Origin of the sequence: Streptomyces sp. NPDC047049 (assembly GCF_040643995.1) — a bacterium.
In the GTDB taxonomy this organism is placed as follows: domain Bacteria; phylum Actinomycetota; class Actinomycetes; order Streptomycetales; family Streptomycetaceae; genus Streptomyces; species Streptomyces mooreae.
Map to the genome: position 1 here is coordinate 31618 of NZ_JBEYVM010000021.1, position 24211 is coordinate 55828.

Annotated in this window: 19 protein-coding genes and 10 pseudogenes; 13 read left to right on the forward strand and 16 right to left on the reverse strand. The window is 67.9% G+C overall.

Features of this window, described 5'->3' with window-relative positions; all coding sequences use genetic code 11:
* Window positions 1–195: 195 nt before the first annotated feature.
* Entirely contained in the window at window positions 196–753 is a 558-nt protein-coding gene (locus ABZ851_RS31605) for a hypothetical protein (protein ID WP_361134866.1), read from the forward strand.
* A 649-nt stretch (window positions 754–1402) separates the two neighbouring features.
* Entirely contained in the window at window positions 1403–2008 is a 606-nt protein-coding gene (locus ABZ851_RS31610; RefSeq protein WP_361134869.1) for a hypothetical protein, read from the forward strand.
* Window positions 2009–2131: 123 nt separating this feature from the next.
* Here ABZ851_RS31610 and ABZ851_RS31615 read toward each other — a convergent pair.
* Window positions 2132–2925, reverse strand: a protein-coding gene (locus tag ABZ851_RS31615; RefSeq protein WP_361135099.1) for an IS5 family transposase whose coding sequence is annotated in 2 segments (ribosomal slippage) — window positions 2132–2607 and window positions 2607–2925 — 795 coding nt in all. Because the reading frame shifts where the segments join, the coding sequence is not laid out codon by codon here.
* Window positions 2926–2987: 62 nt separating this feature from the next.
* Between ABZ851_RS31615 and ABZ851_RS31620 the strand changes: the two are divergent.
* From ABZ851_RS31620 to ABZ851_RS31630, 3 genes and pseudogenes are all read left to right on the forward strand, one after another.
* Window positions 2988–3446: pseudogene (locus ABZ851_RS31620) on the forward strand (IS5 family transposase); the annotation flags it as partial.
* A 431-nt stretch (window positions 3447–3877) separates the two neighbouring features.
* The gene (locus tag ABZ851_RS31625) at window positions 3878–4054 is read left to right on the forward strand and encodes a transposase domain-containing protein (protein ID WP_361134872.1); all 177 of its coding nucleotides are present in this window, start codon (window positions 3878–3880) and stop codon (window positions 4052–4054) included.
* Between the two features lie 163 nt (window positions 4055–4217).
* Entirely contained in the window at window positions 4218–4646 is a 429-nt protein-coding gene (locus ABZ851_RS31630) for a transposase (protein ID WP_361134875.1), read from the forward strand.
* Between the two features lie 47 nt (window positions 4647–4693).
* Here the strand turns inward: ABZ851_RS31630 and ABZ851_RS31635 are convergent, their stop codons facing one another.
* The 7 genes and pseudogenes from ABZ851_RS31635 to ABZ851_RS31665 form a co-directional block, all read right to left on the reverse strand.
* On the reverse strand, window positions 4694–4990 hold the full coding sequence (locus ABZ851_RS31635; protein ID WP_361134878.1) for a hypothetical protein: 297 nt from the start codon (window positions 4988–4990) through the stop codon (window positions 4694–4696).
* A gap of 40 nt (window positions 4991–5030) precedes the next feature.
* Window positions 5031–5873, reverse strand: a pseudogene (locus ABZ851_RS31640) (helix-turn-helix domain-containing protein).
* Between the two features lie 161 nt (window positions 5874–6034).
* A pseudogene (locus ABZ851_RS31645) lies at window positions 6035–7244 on the reverse strand (IS701 family transposase).
* Between the two features lie 572 nt (window positions 7245–7816).
* Window positions 7817–8239 (reverse strand): hypothetical protein, encoded by a 423-nt coding sequence (locus ABZ851_RS31650; RefSeq protein WP_361134881.1) that lies wholly within the window; start codon window positions 8237–8239, stop codon window positions 7817–7819.
* 902 nt (window positions 8240–9141) lie between these two features.
* Window positions 9142–9675, reverse strand: coding sequence for an SMI1/KNR4 family protein (locus tag ABZ851_RS31655; RefSeq protein WP_361134884.1), 534 nt, complete (start codon window positions 9673–9675; stop codon window positions 9142–9144).
* The gene (locus ABZ851_RS31660; protein WP_361134887.1) at window positions 9675–14045 is read right to left on the reverse strand and encodes an RHS repeat-associated core domain-containing protein; all 4371 of its coding nucleotides are present in this window, start codon (window positions 14043–14045) and stop codon (window positions 9675–9677) included. Before ABZ851_RS31660 ends, ABZ851_RS31655 begins: the two co-directional genes overlap by 1 nt.
* A complete protein-coding gene (locus tag ABZ851_RS31665; RefSeq protein WP_361134890.1) occupies window positions 14042–14371 on the reverse strand; it encodes a WXG100 family type VII secretion target in 330 nt (109 codons plus the stop codon). Before ABZ851_RS31665 ends, ABZ851_RS31660 begins: the two co-directional genes overlap by 4 nt.
* A 410-nt stretch (window positions 14372–14781) precedes the next feature.
* Here ABZ851_RS31665 and ABZ851_RS31670 point away from each other — a divergent pair.
* The 5 genes and pseudogenes from ABZ851_RS31670 to ABZ851_RS31690 all read left to right on the forward strand — a co-directional run.
* Window positions 14782–15532: pseudogene (locus tag ABZ851_RS31670) on the forward strand (aminoglycoside phosphotransferase family protein); the annotation flags it as partial.
* Between the two features lie 3 nt (window positions 15533–15535).
* Window positions 15536–16281 (forward strand): annotated as a pseudogene (locus ABZ851_RS31675) (Tn3 family transposase); the annotation flags it as partial.
* A 133-nt stretch (window positions 16282–16414) separates the two neighbouring features.
* Window positions 16415–17145 (forward strand): annotated as a pseudogene (locus tag ABZ851_RS31680) (MerR family transcriptional regulator).
* Window positions 17142–17981, forward strand: a complete 840-nt coding sequence (locus ABZ851_RS31685) for a hypothetical protein (RefSeq protein WP_361134894.1) — start codon at window positions 17142–17144, stop codon at window positions 17979–17981. Before ABZ851_RS31680 ends, ABZ851_RS31685 begins: the two are co-directional and overlap by 4 nt.
* A 210-nt stretch (window positions 17982–18191) precedes the next feature.
* Window positions 18192–18413, forward strand: a complete 222-nt coding sequence (locus tag ABZ851_RS31690) for an ALF repeat-containing protein (protein WP_361135102.1) — start codon at window positions 18192–18194, stop codon at window positions 18411–18413.
* Window positions 18414–18434: 21 nt separating this feature from the next.
* On the opposite strand, the pseudogene ABZ851_RS31695 reads toward ABZ851_RS31690, so the two are convergent.
* Window positions 18435–19387: pseudogene (locus ABZ851_RS31695) on the reverse strand (IS481 family transposase).
* A gap of 173 nt (window positions 19388–19560) precedes the next feature.
* On the opposite strand from ABZ851_RS31695, the gene ABZ851_RS31700 reads away from it, so the two are divergent.
* Window positions 19561–19773 (forward strand): ALF repeat-containing protein, encoded by a 213-nt coding sequence (locus ABZ851_RS31700; RefSeq protein ID WP_361134897.1) that lies wholly within the window; start codon window positions 19561–19563, stop codon window positions 19771–19773.
* A gap of 243 nt (window positions 19774–20016) precedes the next feature.
* Here the strand turns inward: ABZ851_RS31700 and ABZ851_RS31705 are convergent, their stop codons facing one another.
* The 5 genes from ABZ851_RS31705 to ABZ851_RS31725 form a co-directional block, all read right to left on the reverse strand.
* Entirely contained in the window at window positions 20017–20205 is a 189-nt protein-coding gene (locus ABZ851_RS31705; protein ID WP_361134900.1) for a hypothetical protein, read from the reverse strand.
* Window positions 20206–20575: 370 nt separating this feature from the next.
* Window positions 20576–21061, reverse strand: a complete 486-nt coding sequence (locus ABZ851_RS31710; protein ID WP_361134903.1) for a hypothetical protein — start codon at window positions 21059–21061, stop codon at window positions 20576–20578.
* Between the two features lie 16 nt (window positions 21062–21077).
* Window positions 21078–21323 carry a hypothetical protein gene (locus ABZ851_RS31715; protein WP_361134906.1) on the reverse strand — a complete coding sequence of 82 codons (246 nt, stop codon included), beginning with the start codon at window positions 21321–21323 and terminating at the stop codon, window positions 21078–21080.
* A 74-nt stretch (window positions 21324–21397) separates the two neighbouring features.
* Window positions 21398–21823 (reverse strand): hypothetical protein, encoded by a 426-nt coding sequence (locus ABZ851_RS31720; RefSeq protein ID WP_361134909.1) that lies wholly within the window; start codon window positions 21821–21823, stop codon window positions 21398–21400.
* A 43-nt stretch (window positions 21824–21866) separates the two neighbouring features.
* Window positions 21867–22016 carry a hypothetical protein gene (locus ABZ851_RS31725; protein WP_361134911.1) on the reverse strand — a complete coding sequence of 50 codons (150 nt, stop codon included), beginning with the start codon at window positions 22014–22016 and terminating at the stop codon, window positions 21867–21869.
* 6 nt (window positions 22017–22022) lie between these two features.
* Here ABZ851_RS31725 and ABZ851_RS31730 point away from each other — a divergent pair, with 6 nt between their 5' ends.
* Window positions 22023–22232 carry a hypothetical protein gene (locus ABZ851_RS31730; protein WP_361134914.1) on the forward strand — a complete coding sequence of 70 codons (210 nt, stop codon included), beginning with the start codon at window positions 22023–22025 and terminating at the stop codon, window positions 22230–22232.
* Between the two features lie 163 nt (window positions 22233–22395).
* Here ABZ851_RS31730 and ABZ851_RS31735 read toward each other — a convergent pair.
* Together ABZ851_RS31735 and ABZ851_RS31740 are read right to left on the reverse strand one after the other, a co-directional pair.
* A pseudogene (locus tag ABZ851_RS31735) lies at window positions 22396–22602 on the reverse strand (hypothetical protein); the annotation flags it as partial.
* Between the two features lie 19 nt (window positions 22603–22621).
* Window positions 22622–22864 (reverse strand): annotated as a pseudogene (locus tag ABZ851_RS31740) (helix-turn-helix domain-containing protein); the annotation flags it as partial.
* Between the two features lie 347 nt (window positions 22865–23211).
* Between ABZ851_RS31740 and ABZ851_RS31745 the strand changes: the two are divergent.
* A pseudogene (locus ABZ851_RS31745) lies at window positions 23212–23677 on the forward strand (universal stress protein).
* Window positions 23678–24211 lie beyond the last annotated feature (534 nt).

Consider the following 24211-nt stretch of genomic DNA (forward strand, 5'->3'; position numbering starts at 1 on the left):
GAGCCCAGCGGTGGAAGCCCGAGTGAGGGCGCACCGGAGCCACGCCCTTCTCTCGCAGAAATGAGCAATTGCGAAGGCCAACAAGCTGGGTGCCGCCACCTCACTGACCCCGACATCTGGCCAGAGACCACCCCGGGCCTGAAGTCAACCCCCCGAAGGACTTCCAGAACGGACCACTTAGCCTCGAAGGAACTGTTGCGCATCACCAGCACGGAGGCGAGGAACATGAAGGGCGAAACGCTGATTGCCGGGTTATCCGCAACCATCGCATTTGGCGCCGCAGCTCTCGCCCTCTGGACAGCCCGCGGCACCAGCCGCAAGGACGGCTACGAGCTGGCTCGGGTCCTCTACCGCGAACTCACGTCATCCGAAACCGCGGCACACCGCAGTGCTTTGGAGTTCTACCGGAGGGCGGCGCACCGTACCCAGCCCGAGACAGAAGCTGTCCTGGACCACTACTTTGTCCTGCTCTGGGCCTTCGAGCATGTGCGTGCTGGTCGACAAAGCCTGGAGCAACAACGCCGCATCAACGGCACAGGGCCCGTCGTGAACTACCTGGACTCCGCGATCTCCTGGCACGTTCGGGAGTGGTCCACTCGTTGGTCACACCTCCGACAGCTGATCCAGGAACATGTGCCGCAGCTCGACGACCGTCACTCCATCAGCACTTTCTGCGAACTTGCCGACGAAGTGCTTGGGGCAACGGATACCATCGACGCCTTGCGAGCGGAAACCAACGCAGACCTGAGGTGAACGGTCGCCCCCGCATCCGGAGCGGCCGTCAGTGCGCTATGTTCCCCCCGTCCGCCCCGGGGATGGTCCCTCACCGCATACGCCGGCAACATTCTGCCCAACGTGCTCCCCGCCCGCGCGGGGATGGTCCCATCCGGCGCGGGAGCAGCACGGCAGGACTCGCGGTGAGGTATCGAGGGAGCGCCGCCGCGATCCGGTCCTCGCACTCACAACCTCGGTGGGTTGACATGTCTTTGGCGACGCCGGAGCTCCAGGGCAGGGTGAGGATGGCGATGACGGCACTGCGGTCTCGATCGATGCCTGCGGCGAGGGTGTGGAGACCGGGCAGGTGCGTCCTGGCGGACTGCGTCGAGCCACTCGAATAGCCGCTGGGCGTCTCTCGGTGACGATCTGGGCGAAGGCCCGACATGTCCGGTGAGAGCTTCCAGTTCAGGGCAGTGTGCCAGAACGATCTTGACCCGGAGTTGTTCGACGACTTCGGAGAGGGAGCCGGGGTGGCGGAGGATCCAGCCCGCGACAGTGCGGGTTGAGGGTGGGGGTGACAGGGGCGGCCGAGAGTCGCTTGGTGCGGAAGTCGGCGCGAACAACCGCGTGGTGAGAGCGGCGCAAATCCATTGAAGTAGCGACCGGCCTTCGCAAGGCTGCCGCCATGAACTTCACCGCGCAGCCGCCTGATCCCGAACCTCCCGCCGTCGACGCCTTCCTCTCCGCCGTCGACCGAGCGATGAACAGCAATACCCTGCTGCTCACGGCGGATTGCGACGTGCCCGTCGCAGCCGGGAACCGCCAGAATGTCCTGCACGGCTTCCTGCGCAGTGCCCTGTTCGAGCAGCTGCTGCGTGCCGCTGACGTGCGCCGAGACTGGTACAACCTGTCGGACGAGTACGACAGTGAGCCCTTCGAGCAGCCGCTCCTGCGCGAGGGCTTCTGCGCCACGGTCAGCCCACTGGACCATGCGGGCTTCCTGGCGCGGCTGCGCTGGATGCTCTGCGAGGCGTTCAGCCCCTACGGCCACCACTATCCGGCGGCGGAGGCCGAGCGGCTGGTGCGCGGCTTCGCTCGGGAACTGCTCGGCGCAGACGGACCGGCATGGTCCTTCGCCGCTGTCAGCCCCGATTTCCTGCGCTCCACCGGCTATTACAGTGGCGAGGAGCCGCAGTGGCCGGTGTACTTCGATGGCAGCGGTTCTGACACAGTCACGTTCGTCTACCGGGAGCGCACCTTCCACCTGCTGCTGACGAACGGCTCGCCTTGAGAGGGCGCTATTTGATCTTAGGCCTGGTCTTGTAACTCTGCTGGCCTGCACGACCGCCGCCTCCTGCTCCCCGCGTCTGCGGGGAGCACCAGCAGTCCTGGACCGGAGGAGTTAGACCGTGTCCTAGGTGGTGAGGCGGACGTATCGCTTGTAGCAGCAGATGGCGGCGGCGAGTCCGAGAAAGGCCAGGTAGTTGCGGGAATGGCGGTCGTAGCGGGGGCTGAGTCTGCGGTAGCCCGACAGCCACGACATGGTGCGTTCGATCACCCATCGACGCTGCCCTAACCGTTCGCTGGACTCGATGCCTTTGCGGGCGATCCGCACTCCAATCCGCTTACCACGCAGCCATTTCCGCAGGTCGGGCCGGTCATACGCCTTGTCGGCGTGCAGGCGCTGAGGTGTGAAGTACCGGCCGTGGTGGGGGTCGTGTCTCGTTTGGTGACCCTCGACCATCGGCGTCAGTCCTTGGCTGTCGTGGGTGTTCCCAGCTTGGACGCCGACGACCAGGGGCAGTCCGTTCGCGTCCGACAGGACGTTCTTCTTGAAACCCGGCTTGCCTCGGTCCACGGGGCTCGGACCTGTGAGTTCGCCCCCTTTTTAGCCCTCACGTGGGCGGAGTCGAGGACGACGCGGGTGACGTCGACGAGGCCGGCATCGTCGAGCCGGTGCAGCACGGCCTCGTGCAAACGGCCCCAGACGCCGGCTCTGGACCAGATCAGAAACCGTCGATGGGCGGTCGACTTCGAGATGCCGAAACAGGGCGGCAGAGCCCGCCAGGCGCACCCGCTGACCAGGACGTAGATGATGGCCGCGAACAGCGTCTCATCAGGTGTGTCCTGCGTTCCCCCACCCTGAGGCCGCACCTTCGACAGCGGAATCAGCGGCTTCGCGATCTCCCACAACCCGTCCGGAACAATTCAACTCCATGTACCCCGCCCCATACCGAGGTCAACGAAGCCTCACCACATAGGACGCGGTCTTAACCGGACCGAATCCGACCGATCGCGGCAAACTGGGGCCGAAGATCCATGTCATCTGTGACCGCAAGGGTTTGCCGCTCTCCATTGGCATCACCGACGCCAACCTGCACGACAGTCAGGCGCTCATACCGCTGATGCGCGGCATCCCACCGATCCGCTCCCACTTCGGCCCCAGGCGTCGTCGACCAGCCAGGCTGCACGCGGACAAGGGCTACGACTTCGAGCACCTGCGCAGCTGGCTCCGGCGCCGCCAGATCGTGCCACGGATCGCCCGCCGCGGAATGGAGGCCAGCGACCGGCTTGGCCGGCACCGCTGGGTGGTCGAGCGCACGATGTCCTGGCTGAGCGGATGCCGCCGCCTGCACCGCCGTTACGAGCGCAAGGCCGAGTACCTCCTTGCCTTCGCCGGACTCGCCGCGTTCCTCATCTGCTACCGCCGCATGCCAACGGCGAACTGACAGTCTTCCCGGTCAGCGCCAGCGCGGCGGAATCTTGTGCCACTGCCCCTGTGGTTCCCACTCGGCCGGTCGAGCCCTGGGATCGAACCACACGGCTCCAGCATCGCGCCAACGGTCACGAAGGATGCGGCACTGAGCCACAGTGCCGTCTCCGTAACCGGACTCCGTGCCGCAGCACCCACAGATGATGAACAAGGCCAAGCCGTGATCGTCGAAGCGCACATCGCCGACGTCCAATCCGCAGATCCGGCACGCAGTCTCAAGCGCACTCTCCATAGGCGGAAGCCTACGGACACCACCAATCAAGACATCGCCCAAGACAAGCCGTTCACAAAGACCGGAGGCTCCGCTGTCCGGACAGTCTGCCATCACACCGTCACGGGGCTGAAGGCCGGTTTGCGCCCGGTTATCTCGGCGAGTTCACCCAGCTCGTGCCTTTCGAGATGGTCGAAGAGGCGCTGAGCGCCACCAGGGCGGTGCAGTCGCGGCTGCGGCATCTGCCCTCCCGTGTCGTGACCTACCTGATCCTGGCCGCATGCCTGTTGCCGGAGACCGGCTATCCGGAGTGTGGCGCAAGCTCACCGGGGCGCTGGCCGGCTTACCGGTAGCCGCGCCGACGGCGAGCGCGCTGGCCCAGGCCCGCCGCCGTGTCGGCAGCCGGCCCTGCAGTGGCTGTTCGACCTGCTACGCGGCCCGGCCGCCGGCATCCGCACCGCCGGTGTGCGGTGGCGCGGGCTGCTGGTGGTCGCGCTCGACGGCACCATCATGACCGTGCCTGACACCCCTGCGGTCCTGACCGGGTTCACCAAGCAGGCGGGCAACCACGGCGGGACCGGATACCCCCAGGTCCGCCTGCTCGCCCTGGTCGCCTGCGGCACTCGCACCCTCATCGACGCCGTCTTCGGCCCCACCGCCTCGGGCGAGACCACCTACACCCCACGCCTGCTGCCCAGCCTGCGCCCCGGGATGATCCTGCTCGCCGACCGCAACTTCGCCGCCCGGAACCTGATAGCCGACATCGCCGCCACCGGAGCCGAGGTCCTGGTCCGGCTCAAGAACGGCCCGGACGAGCGCGCGTGCTGCCAAAGGACTCGTCACCGCCACCGGCGAACTCCTCGCCACCGGATGACCTCGGCACACAGCCTGCCCTCGGTGCCAGGAACTGGAGACACCCTGCTGGACGACCTGGCCTGCGCCTAGTGCTCTGACCACGGAGGTTCGCCGGGTTAAGTGACGCGCTGATTCGGTTAGGCAGGTGGACGTGGGCCGGCGCTGGTGACGGTGCCGGCCCACCCGTCCGGTTGATCGGATTCGCGCCAGAGCACCTCCAGGCGTCTGTGCGTGAGTTCTTCGGCCTTCTGGTGGCAGGCAGCCTGCGCGGTACCGGGCTCGGACGAGGACACGGGATCGTTGAGAGCGCCGTCGGCGACGCCCGACGGTTCGGTGAAGTAGATCGCGTACCGCCATCTGTCGACGGTTCGGTAGAGCACGAGAGTCGTCGGAGTCCCGATGGTGCGCCAGTACGGCTGCCGCTTGCTTGCCATGCCCGCACGGTACTGGCCCTGGTCGGGTCCACCACCATGATCAAGCAGCTCGAGTCAGGGGGCGTCCGCCCCAGCGGATTTTCTTCTCGCTGCGGATGCGGGCACGTTCCCGGCGTTGCGCGGCCAGGACATCGGGGTGACGGGCGTTGGTGTTGCGCCAGCGGAGGTAGGCGTGCAGGGCCCGGGTTTGGACGGTGTGGTGGCGATGATTCGAGTTGGCGACGGTGAACTGCCGCAGCGGGCCGAAGTGGGCCTCGTTCGGGTTAGCCCAGGACGCGTAGGTGGGGTGAAGCACAGCTCGACGCGGTTCTTCTTCGCCCAGCGCCGGATGGTCTCGCCCTTGTGAGCGGAGAGGTTGTCCAGGATGACGTAGATCGGAGCGCCGTCCGGGCGGGCCGCGCGGATCGACCGAAGGGCGCTCAGGGTGTTCGCGGCGCCCTTCTTGCGACGGTTGACGCCCCAGAGTGCGTCGTCGCCGATCGAGTAGCAGCCGTGGAAGTAGCGGACACCATGGGTGCGGTGGTAGATCGCGGGGTGCCGCTCGGGGTGACCGGCAGGAGTCCAAGTCCTCGTCGTCAGGACTGAGCAGGCGGGGACGGCCTCCCGCCCACCGAGGGTCCAGGCAGGCCAGGCCGATCTCGTTGAATCGGTGGATCACGTCGCGGACGGTGTCCTCGTCGGCCTGAACCAACTGGGCGATCACCGGTACCCGGTTACCGCCGGCCGAGGCCAGCAGCATCATCGCACGCCGGAACCGCACCGAACTGGTACTGCCCCGGCGCACGATCTGCTGCAGCTTCTGCCCCTCCTGGTCGGTCAACCTCCGCACACGGACAGGCTCAGGCCCCACGCCCCCAACAGCCGGACGGACGTCACCGCACATCCAACCGCCAGAGCCATCAACCCGGCGAACAAACCCGGTCAGAGCACTAGTAGTGCTTGGTCAGGTCGGTATCGCTGTGGGTATGTCGCGGTGACAGGTGGGGCAGGCGCCGGTCCAGACCGCGAGGAGTAGCTGGAGTTCGCGGGTGACCTTGTAGAGGCTCAGGCCGACGCCGGCTCTTTTGGGGACCGGGCGGTGCGCTGGAGGGTGCAGAAGGCGTGGGCGACGGAGACGAGGGTGACGTGGTGGTGCCAGCCTCGCCAGGTGCGGCCTTCGAAGTGGGCCAGGCCCAGGGCCTGCTTCATCTCGCGGTAGTCGTGCTCGATGCGCCAGCGCAGCTTCGCGGTGCGCACGAGGGTGGCCAGCGGGGTGTCAGCGGGCAGGTTGGACAGCCAGAACTGGACGGGTTCGGGCTCGGTGGCGGGCCATTCGGCCAGCAGCCAGCGCACGGGCAGTTCGGGTCCGTCGGTGTTCTTGCGGATCTCGCGTCCGGCGGGCCTGATCCGCAGGGCCACGAACCGTGAGTACATGCGCTTGACACCGCTGCGGCCGCTGCCCGGGCGGGAGCCTTCCCGCCACTGCACCGGCTTCGCGGCCCGCTTGCCGGCCTCGATGACCAGCTTCTTCACGGCGTGGGCCGGCTGCGGGTAAACGGGCTGCGGCCGGGGCCCGCGACCGCCGTAGGGCGGGGTGTGGGGCCTGGCTTCCTCCGGCTGGGCAGTGGTCGTGGTGGAGATGCCCACCACGTAGTCAAGGCCGCGTTCCTCCAGGCCGAGGCGGAAGGCCGCGGCATCGCCGTAGCCTCCGTCGGCGACGATGAGGGGGACCTCGATGCCCCACGACCTGGTCTCGTCGATCATGTCCAGGGCCAGCTGCCACTTCTCGACATGGCCGACCTCTTCGGGGATGCCGCACTTCGTGCGGCGGGCCACCTTGGCCGGATCGGCCTTCGGCGAGGCGGGGTCCCAGCTCTCGGGCAGGAACAGGCGCCAGTCGACGGCCGCCGACGCTGCGTCGGAGGCCAGATGCAGCGAGACGCCGGCCTGGCAGTTGGTGACCTTGCCCGCGGTGCCGGTGTACTGCCGGGCCACGCACGCCGAGGCGTCCCCGTCCTTGAGGAAGCCGGTGTCATCGACGATCAGCGCGGTCGGCGTGACCACCTGCTGCATCCGCCAGGCCAGGCGGGCCCGCACATGCGCCGCCTCCCACGGGCTGGTGGTGATGAAGTGGGCCAGAGCCTGCCGGTTGCCGTCCTCACCCAGCCGGGCGGCCATCGGCTCCACGGACTTGCGCCGCCCGTCCAGCAACAGCCCCCGCAAATAGACCTCGCCCCACCGACGCTGATCCGCCCGCGCGAACGGGCTCGAACATCTCCGCCGCGACTGCTTCGTGGCGTACGGCAGGTCCTCCCGGCAGGCATCGAGGAATGCGCCCTGGGCTGCGACGACCGCCTCAGCCTGCTGCTGGAAGCGGTCGCCGTCCTTCTCGTTCAGCTCCAGGTCGCTGGTCGCGGCGACCAGATCCTCCGCCGCGGCGATGACCGGCACGGTGCCGCACAGCCGTACGCCGTGCAGCGCGCCGATGAGTTCGCCGCTGATCTCCCACGCCTGGGGGAGTTGGTCCAGCAACAGCTTGTGCGCCGCCCGGCCCACCTCGCGCTGTAGGTGGGAGAACTGAAACGCCCAGTTAAACGAGCGGGTGGAGGCGTCCAGCAGCCGCCGGTACGCCTTCGCCCGGTCTTCCTTTCGTCCCCGTGCCGAACCACTGCCCCACACCAGACCCGACCTCATTTGGCTGGCCGAGTCGACCCGCAGATCAGCGAAGGCGCTGCAGGAGGTGTCGGGAAGCCATCCTCCGCGACCACGCAGAGTGCGCACACGACCATCTACGGCAGCCGCTGCGCCCGCCTGCGGTGGAAGCTGAGGAGCTTGATCCGAAACCCCTCAGCTTTTCGCACGCCCTGTCAGTTGGGACGCCACGCTGTCGAGAGACAGAAGCCCCCCGACAGCCACCAGGGCGACGAGCAACGGCAACGGCAGGTGCTTGCTTGGCGTGCACTCGATGTAACTGAGGTTGTAGCCGGCTCCGAACAGCCAGGCCAGACTGCCGCCGATGACGAGCGCGTAGTTGTCCTTCTCTCCCGTGATCCGCATGCCTATCCACAAAATCAGAGGCATCACGATCACGAGCCCCAGAGCGAAGGTCGCCAGGCGCACGTCGAAATCCGCCCAGGCGTTGCTCGGGTCGGCCCGCTTCTTGGCCCTCGCGGCGGCATATCCGGCGCTGAGGATGACGTGGCAGACAAGGATGGCGAACGCAGTGACTGCCGCCCCCTTGAGGGGCCGTGCAGCTCGGGAACTGGTCATAGGGCACATACTTTCGAAAGAGGCTTCAGGGGTCCTGAGTATTTGTACTCAGGACCCCTACGGCCTCAGGGCGGTTAGAGGAGAAGCGGGATGCCGGTCATCTTGCCGTTTCGTTCGGGCGGCTCGACGACCGTCTCATGGTCGTTCCTGCCGCCTTCCTGAACGGGCTTGTTGGACGCTGCAGGTCCCCGCTTCCACCGGTCCGGTTCGCCGTCCGACAACCGATCGGCTCTTGGACAGTCCCTCGCGTCGGATAACGAGGGCTTATCCGACGCCGCGCGGGAACACCGCGGCGATGCCTCCCGGAGCGGTCCGGCCGCCGGACGGAGTGGACCGGAGGGGCGGGCCTCGGCCACATAGGGCGTCGGAGGCGGCGGGTACGGCTTTGCGGACTGCGGCCAGCCGGGGGCCAGTACTCGCTGCGGCCACCACTCGGGCGTGGCCGAGACGAGCCCAAGGCCGGGCTCATCAGCGCAGCACGAGTGTCCCGCGCGCTCGAAAGCTTCGCGGATCACTTCCGCTCTCGCGGACAGCACTGGGCCTTGGCGCGGACCTTGGGCGGTGATCCGGTTCACCTCCGCTTCCGCGGAGAGCACTGGACTCTTTGGCAACTCCTATTTGCCGGTGGTTCACCTCCGCCTGCGCGGAGCGGACCGCTGCGCCCGCCGGGCGCTAGCCTCGTCCTCCGGCTCACCTCCGCCTGCGCGGAGCGGACGGCCCCCACCGGCGTGAAGGTGGAGAAGACCACGGCTCACCTCCGCGGGAGCGGAGGTGAGCCGACCTGGAGGGACCGGCAGTTGAGTAGACCGCTGATTGCGCGGTTAGGTTCTTTCGCATACTCCTGCCGCAACGGAGTCGTGGCAGGAGTTGCCCTGTAAAACAGGTTTCCAGCGTCGCTGGAGCTACGAAGCGTCGTACGGAGTGAACTCAGGGGTGTCCGGCGGAAAGTCCCCAGGAAATACGGTGACCCGTACTTCGCGGGCGAGGACCGCACTCAAAAATTCGGTCACGCCGCCGTCGAACGAAAACCATTCGTCGCCGCGTGCTTCCTTGACCACGACGGTCCAGGTATCGGGGTCATTTCCGGGGCCCCGGTGCCAGAAGAGCGGGTCACCGTTCTCGTTGCGTCCGAAGCTGATGAGTTCGGCAGGTTCTGAGAGCTGGTAGGGGATTTCCTCCCCGTCCTCTGCGAGTTCCCTCAGTGCCCACAGCTCGCCTTCTGCCTGTTGTTTGAGGTCCAGCTGTTCCCAGGGAGAATTGGGCTGGTAGATGTGCAGGAAATCACCGAAGCTGCCGGCCCCGTAGGTTTCGACCAGTTCCTTGTAGTCCGTCGGCAAAGGGAACTGCAGGTCGCCCTCGACGGCCTCCCAGGAGTATTCCCGGCCACTGTTTTGGGAAGGCGGCGCGACGACCTCGCGCAGTTTCCTGATAGACATCACTTGCTCCTGTTCAACAGAGTGATCGAGTTGAATTCGCTGCCGTCTCGGCTGTGGAACCGGAACCCGTTGGATCCGTGTGCTTCCAGGGTCACCCCTCGCGGGACGAGATTGTTGCCATCGTATATGGGCTTGACCGTGTACTGCATTGTCTCGCCTCCCTCCACCGCGCGGCGTATTTGCCCTTCGAGGCGCGCCATGTTGGGAGTGTTGACAGGCCGGTGAACCAGCGTGACGAGGTTCTCGTCGATATCACCAGATCCCCCAAGTTGCCTGCCCAGCAGATGGCCTCGGGCATGCGGCCCCACAGGAGGGCCGCCCTCGAAACCGCGTGGCCTGATGCGGCTGGCGGCATGTGTGCCTTCGCCGATCATGTCGCGTGTGATCGTCGCGTGCATGGTCGTCGAGCGGCCCAGCGCGTCGGGCTCGCCGAACTGCACGCGCCCGCCCCATGTGGGGTCCGGCTCGCAGGCGGCAAGGCCGTTGGGATCGGTCCAGCTGTGGGGGTTGATTACGTAGGCGTGGTGGTTGGGCGCGGGGACGAGCCCGAGGGGGTCGGGGGTGGTGTAGCGGGCGGTTTCGGGATCGTAATGGCGGAAGTGGTTGTAGTGGAGGCCGGTCTCGGGGTCGAGGTATTGGCCGGGGAAGCGCAGCGGGCAGTCGGTGGTGACGGTGCGGCCCACGCTGCCGGCCGATGGCGGCAGCGGCGTTCCCCACAGGGTGGTGCGGTGCTGCCAGGCGATGTCGCCTTCGGTGGTGACCAGTTCGGTGGGAGTGCCGCTCAGGTCGGTGATGACGGCATGGAAGCACGGAGTGCCGGCCGGGGTGGCGCGGGTGGTCTGGGTCAGGGGACAGTGGGTTTCCGGGGCGTAGTCCCAGGTGGTGATCTGACCGTCTGAAGCAGTTTGTTCGGCGAGGCGGGTGCCGTCCCAGGTGAAGGCGAGGGAGGCAGTGGTGGTTCCGTCGTCGGCGAGGCGGTATTTGGCAGTGCGGCGGCCGAGGGGGTCGTAGGTGTAGCGCCAGGTTTCGCCCTCAGGGGTGGTGGCTTGGGTGAGGCGGTCTTCGGCGTTGTAGGCGTAGGTCCAGGTGCGGCTCTGTCCGTTGAGGAGTTTGCGGGCCTTGCGGGTAAGGCGGCCTTGGGCGTCGTGCTCGTAGGTGGTGTGTCCGGCACGGGTCAAGAGAGTGCCGGTGAAGTCGTGGTCGCCGTTCGCCGGGTGGTCGGGGGCGGCTGCGTGGGTGAGGTTGCCTGCTGTGTCGTAGGCGTAGGTCTCGGTCCAACCGTGGGCGCGTACACCCGTCACACGTCCCGCGCTGTCCAAGTCGAAGTGCCGCATTCCGCTGGTCAGGTCGCTGATATCGGAGAGGTTGCCGTCGACGTGGTAGGCGTAGGTGCGGTGCTGGAGAAGAAGGTCGTCGTCGGGTGTCCGGTGGCGGGTGAGGGCTTGGGCGGTGAGGCGGCCGGTGGCGTCCCAGTTCTGGGTGAGGAGCACGTCCCTGCCCAGGCGGCGTGCGACTTCGCGGCCTGTGGCGTCATAAGTGAAGCTGAGATTTCCGCCATCAGCGCTCAGGGATGCGGGGCGGCCTGCCGCGTCGTAGGACCACCGGGAGACGAAGCCGGTGGGCGTGGTGCGGCTGGTGCGCTGGCCGAGGGGATTGTAGCTGTAGGCGGTGGTCCGGCCGTCCACGGTCTCGGTCAGGACGCGGCCGAGAAAGTCGTGTTGCCAAGTGACAGTGGCATCGGGGTTGGCGGTGCGCACGAGGTGGCCGGATGGGGCGTACTCGTATGCCGTCTCCGTGCCGTCGTCCGTGGTGAATGAGGTGGTGCGACCGAAGGCGTCGCGGGTGAAGGTGAGGGTCTCCCCCGCGCCATTGGTACGTGAGGCGAGTCGGCCCGCGGCATCGTGGGTGTAGGTGAGGGTGCGGCCGTTGAAGTCGGTCTCGGAGGTGAGGCGTCCGGCCGGGTCGTAGGAGTACGTCCAGCTGAGGCCCTGCGGGTTGGTGACCTGGGTGAGGCGGAGTTCGGTGTCGTACGCGAAGGCGTAGGCGGTGCCGTCGGGGTCGGTGCGGGTGAGGGGCAGGTCGAAGGAGCCGTGGGTGAGGCAGGTGGTGTGGCCTGCCGCGTCGGTGTGGGCGAGGAGGTTGCCCTCGCCGTCCCAGGTCCAGCTTTCCCGTGCCCCGTCGGGAGCCTCGCGCCATGCGGGGTTGCCCTGGGGCGTCCAGCTCAGGCGGGTGGTGTTGCCCAGCGGGTCGGTGGCGCAGGTGACGCGTCCGAAGGCGTCACGAGCGACCGTGGTGGTGTGGCCCAGGGGGTCGGTGACTGCGGTCGGCAGACCGGCCTGGTTGCAGGTGAGGTGGCGAGTGTGGCCCAGCGCATCGGTGATGGTGGTCAGGTCGCCGGAGGTGCTATAGGCGTAGCGGGTTTCGGCACCGGCCGGGTCCGTGGTGGTCAGGAGGTTGCCGGCGGCATCGTAGGTGTGGTGCCAGGTGGTGCCGCCCGGCTCTATGACCTGGGTGGGCAGGCCGAGGTCGTTGTAGGCGGCCTGGCCGGTGGTCCCGTCGGGGAGGGTGATGCAGGTGAGGTTGCCTGCCTCGTCGTAGGTCCGGCGGGTGACATGGCCCAGAGCATCCGTGGTAGCCACGGCGCGGTCGAAGCGGTCCCAGTCGGTACGGGTGGTCTGCCCCAGCGGGTCGGTCTCCGCAACGACCTGTAGGGACTCATTGGCCAGATAGGTGCTGGTGTGGCCGAGGGAGTCGGTCAGCCGGGTGCGACGCAGACCGGAATTCGGCTCGCGGTCGTAAGTGAAGGTGGAGCGCAGATGGCCGGCGGAACCGGTTTGGGCGGTACAGCGGTCCCGGTCGTCGTAGGTGTAATCGAAGCGGGAGCCGTTGGTGTCGATCCAGGCCGTGATCCGGCCGACCGCGTCGTTCTCGAAGCGGAGTGGGGTCTCGCTGGCCGGGGTGCTGACCGTGGCAAGGTGCCCCATCTCGTCGTAGCCGTAGGCGGCGAGCAGCTGGTCGCCGCCGTCCGCGGCGGCGCCGACCAAGTGCAGGGCGGTTATTCGGTGGGCATGGGTGGTCAGCTTGAGGCGGTAGCCGCCGCTGTGGGTGATCTCGACAGGGGCACCGGTCTCGTCGTAGGCGAAGTTGATCCAATGCCCGTTGCGATCCCTGATCTCCTCCAACAGCGCCAGGCCCGGAGCGTGTTCAGTAAACACCCGGGTGTGGCCGGTGGCCGGGTCGCTGAGCTCGAAGTCGCCCGCCGCGGTGCGCCGCAGCATCTGGGGCGGCCCCGTATCGGGCCGTACGCCTGTGCCGCCCGGCTCCGGGTGCGGAAAGGAACGCAAGGTACCGTCCGCACCGACATGGACCACGCCCTGCTCGTCAAGCTCCAGGCGCTCGTCAACGGTGGAGGCCCAGGCGGAGCCGAACCAGTGCCCGGCCCGGTAGGAGGACTCGAAGGTGCGACTGAAAGCCAGCGGCAGCGCGCCGGGCAGGTGAGTGTCGGCCTGCGGCAGCACCATACGGCCACTCGCCACATCCACGGGGTCCTTCTTCAGCACCCGGCACTTGAAGTCGCGGCCGAAGTTCCGCAGGCCGTTGTCGACGCGGACCAGGGAGGCGCGACCGGTGCCGGCCAGTTCCAGCCGGGGCACTTTGATGTCGCGCAGCGCACGGGCACCGCCCAGCGCCTTGGCGGTGCGGCCGGCCGCACCGAAGGCGCCGCCCAGCAGCAAGCCGGAGACACCGGCGTCCTTGATCTCGGCGAGGTTGATGCCGTGTTGCTCACCGAGCAGATTGCGTCCGCCCTGGGCCACCACCACGTCCACGGTGATGGCCTCGATGCTGCCCATGGCCGCGGTGGCCAGTACCGTTCCGGCGATTTCGGCGACGGTGGCGGAGACGGCGACGCCCGCCGTGCCGGCTGCGGCGACGATCGCCTCGGTGGCGCCGGCCGCCGCGACCTCGCTGATGCCGCCGGTGAACAGCGCCAGCGCCGTCCCGGCGACCAGCACCGCTCCTGCGATCTCCAGCTCGTGTTCGATCTTCTTCTTCGCGTCGGCTATCTGGTCCGCGAACTTGTCCAGTGCCTTTGCCATACCCTCCGCAGCGGAGGCAACGTCGTCCAGGTAGCCCTTGCCTCCGCCATGGTACTTCCGCCAGAAGGCCTCAAAGGCGTCGATCGACTTGCCCTTATTGTTGTCGATGACATCCTGTGCAGACTTATGCGTCGCGGAGGTGATGTCCTTTACGTCGTCGGCAAAGGTGCGCCAAGCCCGTGCGGCTTCCCGGAGCTCGTCCTCGTCACCCTCCGGAAACCACATGCCCGTGAGGTCCTGGACTATCTCCTTGGCCTTGTCTCCAGCACTCAACGCGTACCGCTCCCATGCGAGCTGAAGCCCGAGGCGCTGGAGTGATCCGCGTCCTCGTGGTTATCGGTCATGTCCTTCATGGACTTTTGAATGCTTTCCAGACCTTTCACCAACGCCTGGGCGGCGCGCTCGATTTGGGTGCGATGCGGGCTGTAGACACCTTCGAACTTCTTGCCCTGTTCGTCGTTTCCCCATGGCTCGCCGAGCCCATCGAGTGAGTGCTTCAGCTTCTCTGCTGCCTTCGCCAAGGCGGCAGACTCCCTCTGGAACTTCGGTGCTTCACTCTTCAATTGGTCTGTGTCGATATCGAAGCCGGAAGCGGCCACGGTTCCCTCCGGAGCGCCTGTGGTCAGATGCACTCCGAACCTACCCTGTTCCACCAACAGCGATGACAGAGCGTCAGGCTTCGAGGCCGCGGATCAATCCGCCCTTTGGTGACCTCACATGCAGCACCGCACGACGCTGCTTGCCGTCCAGCGGCTACTAGGTGTACTGACCGGGGAGGTTGTGGACGGTGAACCGCATTCTGGGATCGAGCGATACGCCCGGGGTGGTGCTCTCCTCACGGATGGAGGTGATCCGCTCCTGACGGTGTACGACAGCACAGCGTGGCGTGCTCTCTGCGTAGGCGGAGGTGAGCCGGTCGGACGGGAGTTGCTTGCCGGTCCCCGCGTGTGCTCTCCGCGCAGACGGAGGTGAACCGCAGCTGGAGCGCGAAGCCGCCGCCGGCACCACGCGTCTCGGGGACGAGTTGGCCGTGCGCATGCAGCGGATGGACCCCACCCCGGAGCTCCAGCTCAAGGAGCGGCGGTGGCTACCCGTGCTGGCCCCGCGCCTGCCGCTCCCGGTGCCGACCCCGGTGCGGTTCGGCGAACCGTCCGAGCGCTTCCCCAAGCACTGGACCGTGATGACGTGGGTTCCCGGCGAGCCGCTGGACCACGGCTCGATCAGCCGCGGCACCCACGCGGCCGACGCGCTGGCGGGCTTCCTCCGGGCGCTCCATGTGGAGGCGCCCGCCGAGGCGCCGATCACTACGGACCGCGGTGCCCATCCCAGGAACTGCACGGACGGCTTCGAGAACTTCTTCCAGGCCGTTGCCCTTGACGACATCGCTGACGACGTCCGGGCCGTCTGGGACGACGCGGTTGCGGCCCACGCATGGGAGGGAGGGCCCGCCGGTGTGGGTGCACGGCGACCTCCATCCCGCGAACGTCGTCGTCTCGGACGGAACGCTCTCGGGCATCGTCGACTTCGGTGACCTGTTCGCCGGCGACCCGGCATGGGACCTCGCCGCCGCATGGGTGCTGCTGCCCGCGGGAACGGCCTCACGGTTCTTCGACATGTACGCGCAGGCAGACGAGGCGGCGATCCAGCGCGCCCGTGGGCTGGCCGCTCTGAAGAGCCTCTTCCTGATGCTCATGGGGCAGAACGGAGATCGGGGCCTTCCCGGCGGCAAGCCGAACTGGGGACCTGCAGGCCAGGCGGCACACAACGCCTCGTACAGCGACATCGTGTTCGGGATCTCCCGCATCTTGGGCTACAACTTCAGTCCCCGGTTCAAGGATCTGGACGACCAGCGGTTCTGGCGCGCGTCCCTTCCCGGTGTAGAGACTGGCACGTACGGGCCGCTGGACCCGCTGGCCCGCAACCGGGTCAACCTGAACAAGGTGATCACTCACTGGCCGGACATGCTCCGGGTCGCCGGTTCCCTGGTCACCAACCAGGTACGCGCCTACGACCTGCTGCGGATGTTCGGACGCGAAGGCCACCCGACCCCGTTGGGTCAGGCATTCGCCGGATACGGCGGGATCGCCAAGACCGAGCACCTGCTCCCGTCGTCGACCCGGTCGACGACACCTACCGCCGCCAGATGAACCGCCAGCTCACCGTGCAGGAGTCCCGGCACAAGCTGGCCCGCGACGTGTGCCACGGCAAGCGCGACACCATCCATCAGGCGTATCGGGAGAGGATGGAGGGCCAACTCGGCTCCCTGGGCCTGGTCCTCAACGCCGTGGTGCTGTAGGCCACCCGGTACATCGACGCCGCCGCGCCCAGCTCCGCGCCGAAGGACACGAGATCCGGGACGAGGACGTCTCCCGCCTGTCCCCCTCTCAAGCACCGCAACCTCAACGTCCTGGGCCGCTACAGCTTCACCGTCTCCACCCCGGCTGGCGGCGCCCTACGCCCTCTTCGCGCCCCGGACACAGTCGAACTCGACGAGGACGACGAGAGGTAGCGGGAGCGGACTCCGGCCAGATGCGTGCGCTGGCGCACACGCGCCACTCCGGCGCGTAGACGCCCTCGAATCGTTTGGCCCGACGAGTTCCACCGCTTGACCTTGACACAACGGCAGGGTTTCTACTGGCGGCATGCGAATCGGAGAGATCGCCGCGCTCGTGGGGCTCACCACCCGGGCGATCCGGCACTACCACCATGTCGGCCTGCTTCCGGAACCGGAGCGGCGCCCCAACGGCTACCGGGCCTACAGCGTCCGCGACGCCGTCCTGCTCGCCCGGGTGCGCCGGCTCACCGAACTCGGCCTCAGCCTCGATGAAGTGCGCGACGCCCTCGCCGACGATGCCGGACGCGAACTGACCGAGATATTGGAAGAACTCGTCGCCGACCTGGCCCGCCAGGAAGCCGACATCAGGGAGCGCCGCTGCCGGCTCGGCGCCTTGCTTGCAAAGCCGCCCGGCGCGGGCCCGTCTCACCCGCCCTCGCCGCACTGCTGGCGCAGGCCCCCCGAACAGACTCGCCGAGCGCGGCCAAGGACCGCGAGTACCTCACGCTGCTGGACGCCACCAGCACCGGTAACCAAGAGATGCTCGCGCTGCTCGGGACGCTGGTCGGCGATCCTGCAGTTGTCGAACTGTATGAGCGCCTCGACGCGCTCGCCGAAGCCCCCACCGACGATCCGCGCATCGCACCCTTGGCAGCTGCCCTGATGGCAGCCGTCCCAGAGGAGCTCTTCGCCGCAATCCCCGAGGACGCGGTCGTCGTGAGCGGGTTCAAGGAGGCGCTGCTCGCCGAGTACACCCCAGCGCAAGCGGAAGTCGTGGGCCAACTCATGGACGCGTTCATGGAAAGGGACCGGGGATGAGCGACCGGCCAAGAGGCGTACGGGCGGCGCGGGTCGCGGTATCCGCCGTGCTGCCGGGAGAACTGGCCCTGGCGGCCTGCCTGGTGGCCGGGGCCCGGCCACCAGGGTGGGCGCTGGCGGGCGCCGAGGCGCTGGTGCTCGCGGTGCTGCTGCTCGAGGCATGGGTGCTGCGCTCGCTGTACGTAGCCGCGCGCGCCCGCGGCGCGGACCGCCGGGCGGCGCGGCGGGCCGCCGTACAGGAGGCGGTACCGGTGACAGTCCGCCGCCTAGTCCTCCACGAACTGCGCGCCCTCGCCTCCCTGGGGCGGTGGGTCCGGCGCGGCACGCACGGGGTGCGCCCCGGGGACCACGCTGCCGCGTACACCGGTCCCCAGACCGCGATGATGTACGGGCTGCTCTTCGTGATGGTCATCGAGACGGTGGTCCTGGCCTTGCTCATCCCTTGGCCGGTGGTCCACCGGGTGATCCTGGTACTCGACCTGTACGGCGTCGTCCTCGTGCTGGCCCTGCACGCAGCCTGCGTCACCCGACCGCACGTCGTGCGCCCCGACGGCTCTCTGCGGATCCGCTACGGAGCCCTCTTCGACCTCGCCGTACCGCCGGACGCGGTCGCCTCGGTCCGGATCGACCGGCGCTATCCCGAGGGCCGCCTGATCACCCTCTCCGAGGACGGGATCCTCGACCTGATCGTGGGCAGCCAGACCTCGGTGACCCTGGAGCTGAACCGGCCACTCCCCTTCACCCGCCCGCTCGGCGCAACGGAAGAGGCCCACACCATCCGCTTCCACGCCGACGGCCCACGCGCACTGGTCAGCGCACTCCGTCAGCCCGCCTGAGCACACAGGTTGGTCCTCGCCGCGACGTGGCGCCCGGCAAGTCGCTCCGATCGGGCACCAGCGGGCACGGATGTGCGTCCCGCGGCGGCCGACGAGGCGCCGGAGTACGACAGATCGGCCGTTCTGGCCGCCTGGCGAAACGGCGGACCGGGTGTGCGGGAGGCGGCCGAAGCCGCTTTGGCGGGGTCGGACGACGACGTACGTACCTTCATGACCGATGACCTGCCGGTGCTTGAGGAGCATGATCTGCGGATTCAGGCGGCGCAGGTCATGGCCATGGGCGGGCCGGGCGTGCGGGAGGCCGCGAACAAGGCCCTGGACGGCGGCATCCAGGAGCTGCAGGCGTTCCTGGACGGCCGTTTTGTTCAGCCCTACGACACCATCTGCTTGTCGAGGTGGCGCAGGTCATGGCCGTCGGCGGGCGGGGCGTGAAGGAGGCGGCCGGCAAAGGCGCTAGTTGTGTTGTCCGGAGAGGTTGGTGACGCGGCTGGCTGGGTGTGGCCGCTGATGCCGGTGTGGGGTCGGTGGTAGTTGTACCAGTCCAGCCAGTCGGGGAACGCTGCCTGGCGTTCGGCGTCTGAGGTGTAGGGCTGTTGGTAGGCCCATTCGTCGAGCAGGGTGCGGTGGAAGCGTTCGACCTTGCCGTTGGTCTGGGGTCGCCAGGGGCGTGTCCAGCGCGGTTGGATGTCCAGGTCACGGCAGGTCTGGCGCCAGGTGTTCTTGGTGTAGGCCCAGGCATTGTCGGTCAGGACCCGTTCGACGGTGATGCCCCGGGTGGCGAACCAGGCCGTCGCGCGGGTGAGGAAGCCGGCGCAGGTGTCCGCCTTCTCGTCGGGGAGGTCTTCGGTGTAAGCGAGGCGGGAGTGGTCGTCCAGGGCCGTGTGGAGGTAAGCGAGGCCGACGCCGGCGCGGTTTTTGCGTCCGGCGGCCCGGCCGAGGACTTTGTGGCCGCAGCCGTCGGGGATGCGGCCGAGTTTCTTGACGTCGATGTGGACCAGTTCGCCGGGCCGGACGCGTTCGTAGCGGCGGACGAGCTCGCCGGTGGCCCGGTCGGTGGCGGCCAGCGGCGGCAGGCCGTGGCGCTTGAGGATCCGGTGGGCGGTGGAAGCTGCGACACCGGCACGGACGGCCAGCCGCAGTGGGCCGATCCGGTGCTCGCACCGCAACCTGACGACCTTCTCCTCCACCACTGCACACGTGCGGCGAGGCTGGTGGTGAGGACTGCTGGAGCGGTCCTCCATCCCCGCGTGACCCTGCAGTCGGTAGCGGCCGGCCCAGCGTGCAGCTGTCGTGTGACTGACCTGGAACCGTTCCGCGGCCCGGCGCAACGGCCAGCCGTCATCCACGACGCACCGGGCCAGACGCAGCCTGCCGGTCGGCGTCAGCGGGGCGTTACGGTGGGACACGAGGGCCTCCTGCACTCGGCGGTAGATGTCGCAATCCCCACCGAGCCAGAAGGCCCTCACCTCGTTCAAGCACCCAGCACGCGTGTCACCAACGTGCCGGGACAGCACAGCTAGACGGCTCCGCTGACGATTGACGCCGGTTCCTCGAGGAGGGGCAGTTCCGGGCGCGCGAGGTGGACAATCGGGTTGAGGTCGCCCAGTTGATGACCGCGGGCGGCCCGAATGTCAAGAAGGTCGCGCAGCAGGCTCTGGACGGCTCGCCCGAGGACGTGCAGGAGTTCCTGGACGATGGGTGGCAGGTCGCCGCCGCGCGGGACCAGGAGGCCCTTACGTCTCGCAGTTGGCCGCGCTCGCCGGCCGGGCGCAGAAGAAGGCCAACGAGCTGACCGAGGAGGCCAAGGAGGAGGCGGCCAAGGCGGTGACGGCAACTCAGCGGGCCAAGGAGGCGGCGCAGGTTGCGGCGGAAGAAGCGGAGAAGGCCAAGTCCTCCACGGGCAAGGCGCGGCAGCGGCGTCGCGGGCTGCGGCTGCAGCCGGAAGGGCAGCGCAGTCGGCGCGTACGGCGGTGTCTGCGGCTGCCGCGGCGAACCGGGTGGCGCGAGTGGCCGCGACGGCTGCGGCGCAGGCGGCCTATGCCGCCGGCCGGGCGGGCAGCGCGGCCTCCTCGGCCAGGTCGGCCATTGCCACGGACAACGCGGCGAAGGCGGCCGGAGCTGCGGCCAGTGCGGGTGCCAACGCGGCCGCAGCAGCGACAGCTGCTGCCGCGGCGGGGCGCTGGGCCGGCGAGGCCGGTGCGAAGTCTGCCGAGGCAGAGGTCACGGCAGCCCGGGCTCGGCGGCTGGCCAGGCAGGCCACGCGTGCGGCCGAGGCCACACAGTCCAATGCCCGCCAGGCCGCTGCCGCAGCACGGCAGTCGCGCAACGCCGCCAATGACGCCGCAGCGCACGCCGAGGCCGCGGCCATGGCGGTGGACAAGACCGCGGACGAAGCGGGCCGGGCAGTGGACGCCGCGAGGGAGTCCACCGCCGCGGCGAAGGCCGCCACGACGGCCGCCAACGACTCTCAGACAGCCGCCGACCAGGCCCGGTTTGTGGCAGAACTGGCCCGCAAGGCCGACACCGAGCGACTGACCGAGCAGCAGGAGGATGAAGGGTTCCGTCGGGCGTGTCGTGCACGTCGTCCGCGCGCTTCACTTGGAGAACGCGTAAGTCCGGACGGGGTCGAGGTGCAGTTCGAAGGGCCCGAAACAGTCGGCCGCGAGGGTCGCGACCGGGGCGCCGCAGGGGCAGGCCCGGTTGAGTCCCTCGTCGCCTGTCGGTCCGCAGCACCCATTGCTGTTCTCCCAGTTGGGCAGTGGCTGAAGGCCGACGGCGTCATCAGGGTGCACCAGCGCTGTGTGTCGACTGCCGGCCGAGATGACGAAGCCTTCTTCACGGCAGACCACAGGTCCGCGCGACTGAGCCGGCTTGGGGTGTTCCTGATCGTCCTGCACGACGAAGGGAGGCCCCCAAGGCTCGGGATCGATCGCGTAGTGGCCCCGCAGAACGGTGGAAGGTGCCCGGCGCGTCTCCTTGTCCCGGTCGCGATCGTCGTCTGAGACGTCAGGGATGGCGGCAAGCTCGGTCAGCTCCGGCGTGATCGCGGTGCCGCACTTGGAACACAGGAAGACGGTCATCCCCTCGTTGTAGTGCTCATGGCTGCCCCTTCGCATCCTCGTTTCGCTGCTCGGAGTCGATGTGCGCGACGACGCTGCGGAAATCGGGCATGCCCAGGTGGACGGTGGTGGGCCGGGTGGCGATGTCGCGCATGGCGGCGAGCTTCTGCTCGGCGGCGGCGAGGCTGGCCTCGATCGCGGCGACCTCGCCGAGCCAGCCCTGTTCCTTGGCCTCCGGGAGCCGGTCGAGCAGGTTCGCGTGGATCTCCTCCAAGCGGGGCATCTGGTAGGGATCGGGCCGCAGGACGGGACAGCGGATGCAGGCTTCTCTGAACTTGCGCTCGTGAGTTGATCGAGTCAGGAGCGCCTGTGTTCGCGGTTGAGTTCGTGGTAGCCGCGAAAGTCGAAGAAGCGCAGGCCGTCGATCACCGCTCCAGACAGGATTTCCGGCAGGGTCCATGGGTGGGTGGTGTAGTTGTCCGTTGCCACGCCTCCATGCTCAAGCAGCAGAGCGATCATTTGGTGAACCTCTGCGGTGCCGTCGATCCGCCCGGAAATGTCTATCTGCACCGCCCAAGTGGGGTGATGTCCGATGGCCGCTTCGAGGATGGCCACATCCTCGCGATCCCAGTCAGAGAAGAGGTGGCCGGTCTGCTCATCGTCGATGTCGATGTAGAGGTTGCCGTCCAAAGTCCACGGATTGCACTGCTCGGGCAGATGCCGATCGAGCGAGGCGACGGTCACAGCTCGCTCACCTGCGGGAAACACGAAGACGGTTCGCATGGGTTGGAGCGTAGGCAGTTCAGCTTCGTGGCGACCATGGATTTCAGCGATGGTGCTGGTCCGTCGATGTAGTGGTGGTGCGATTGGCGATGTCGGCGAAGGCTGGCGTGCCGAGATCGACTGCGGAGGATCGGCGGGCTGCTTCGGCATCGAGCTGGTCCAGCTTGTCCTGCGCGCCGGCGAGGCTGAACATGACAATGTGGTGCGACTGGCCCGCGGGGCCCGGCTGCTGCTCCATGAGTGCGTAAACCTCGACTACTTCCGCGCCGGCGGATTCGACGTTGCGTTCATCAAGCACCAGGAGGAGAGCCACACCCCGCCTCATGGCGTCCGCCGTGTGGCGGCGGCAGCCGGGGTAGACCAACTCCTTCTGACGCATCTCGCCGGAGTCGCCACCGACGAGCAGTGAACCACCCCGGTACGTACCCGCTATGACGGACCGGTGGCCGTCGCCGACGACCTGCTGCGCACCACCCTCGGCTGACGGCTCGACACATCTGTCACCTCCCACAGGGCAGACCACCGGTTGTGGTCGGTGCAACCGTCCGTTGCGTGAGCGCCCCTGGAATCGGTCAGACAGCCGCGGCGTCCGACACGGTGACGGCGGCGGCGAGCGGCTTTGCATAACAGCGACCGATTTCATCGAAGCGGTAGTGGCCGAACTTGGCGCAGGGCTCGTAACCGTTGGAGACGTAGAGAGAGATGGCCTCCGTCAGGTTGATGCCGGTTTCCAGCACCATGCGGGTGCGGCCCGCTGCCCGGGCGTTGTCCTCAAGGGCGCCAGCACTGAACTGCGTCCCATCGCTGCTCCCACTCCGCCAAGTCTCCGCCGCACGCCTTGACATAGGCCAGTGCCAGTGGCGGGGACGGCAGTGTCTCCCCCGCCGCCGCGCGGGCCAGAGCAGCGATCGAGTTTCCCGCGTCTTTGGCCATCACTCGGTAGGTCGGACTGCCCGCCTCTCCGCGTAGCTTGCGCAGCTCGAATGCGAATCGCTGCACCGGTCCCTCGCCCGGATCGATCGGCTCCTCACCGCGCCCCACCACAGCTCGCCTCCCCCTTCGCGTACGACCGTGTGTGGCGGCATCCATCCGCTGGTGCGCCGTTCGAACAGTGGCAGTAGCGGGTGCGCGGATGCGGTGCGGCGTCATCCGCAATCGCCACGGCGAAAACCACCTCATCGACGGAAGCGTCACGTACGTCCACGTGTGCCGCAAGTTCGTCTTCACTCCCCCATCGCTGTTGCGTGCGACCGGTTGGACGCGCCACCGGTACCGGCTCCCAACCGCTCGCCGGATCGGCGGGGTGTACCTGTCGGCTGCGGTTGTATGGCGGATCGCCCCTGTGTCACCCACTGTGGACGCGTATGAGAGCAGAAGGGGCAAATTTCATGGTGAAACGAGACTCGGCCCCGAACGTCGTGGTGGGTGTCGACGGCTCGCCTTCGTCGCATGCCGCGCTGCGGTGGGCGGTCCAATATGCCGAGCTGAGCGGCGGTGATGTGGTAGCGGTGGCTGCCTAGGAGCTTCCCTGGATGTACGGGTTGGCCGCACCCGCGGTGGACCCTACTTTCGACAGAACCATCGCCGAGCGTGACCTCGTCAACCAGGTGCAAGAGGTTCTTGGCGAGTCCCGTGCTGCCCAGATGCCGTCTGGTGAAGGGCCATCCCGTCGAGGTGCTGCTCAGTGAGGCGGAGGGAGCCGAGGCTCTGGTGGTGGGCAGCCGGGGGCTGGGCGGATTCCCTCGAGCGCTGCTGGGTTCCGTGAGTCAGCAGTGTGCGCTGCACGCCACGTGTCCGGTCGTCATCGTCCGTCCGACCATCGAGGTGACGGACTCCGGTACACAGGCCGGGTGAGGCGGGGCTCGTCGGCGGCACCAGGCCCCAGGCGGCCCAGCCCCGCGGCTCACAGTCCCTGTTTCTTTGGCGTAGCCTCCACCAGCGCTATCTGCCCGGGTCACGGCTGGTGAGCCGTAGGTGTGCCGTACTGCGAGCTCATGATGCGGAGAAGTCGACGAGCTGCACGACGAGTACATGGTCACTTGCTTCCGGTTCGTCGACGACCTCTTTCTCGGAGCCTGCCGCGTCCTCAGCGAACAGATGGAGGCTCTCCGGCACCGCATCGGCGAGCGCTACCTGGGGGACGCCACCTGACGCACAACGCACCGTCCTCAACCGGCTCAGGTGCCGGAGGCGCACGGTGGCGTCAAGCCTCCTACGTCTCGTCAGGCAAACCGAGGATGAAGCAGCACGTCACACCGGTCCAATGGGCGACAAGGCGGCGGGCGACGCGCTCGGCCACGTGCCATTGGTGTCCGACGACTTATTCGCGAGGCGCGACGGGCATGGCTATCGCTTCGCTGCACCGCCACCACCGCCTGCTCCGGCAGC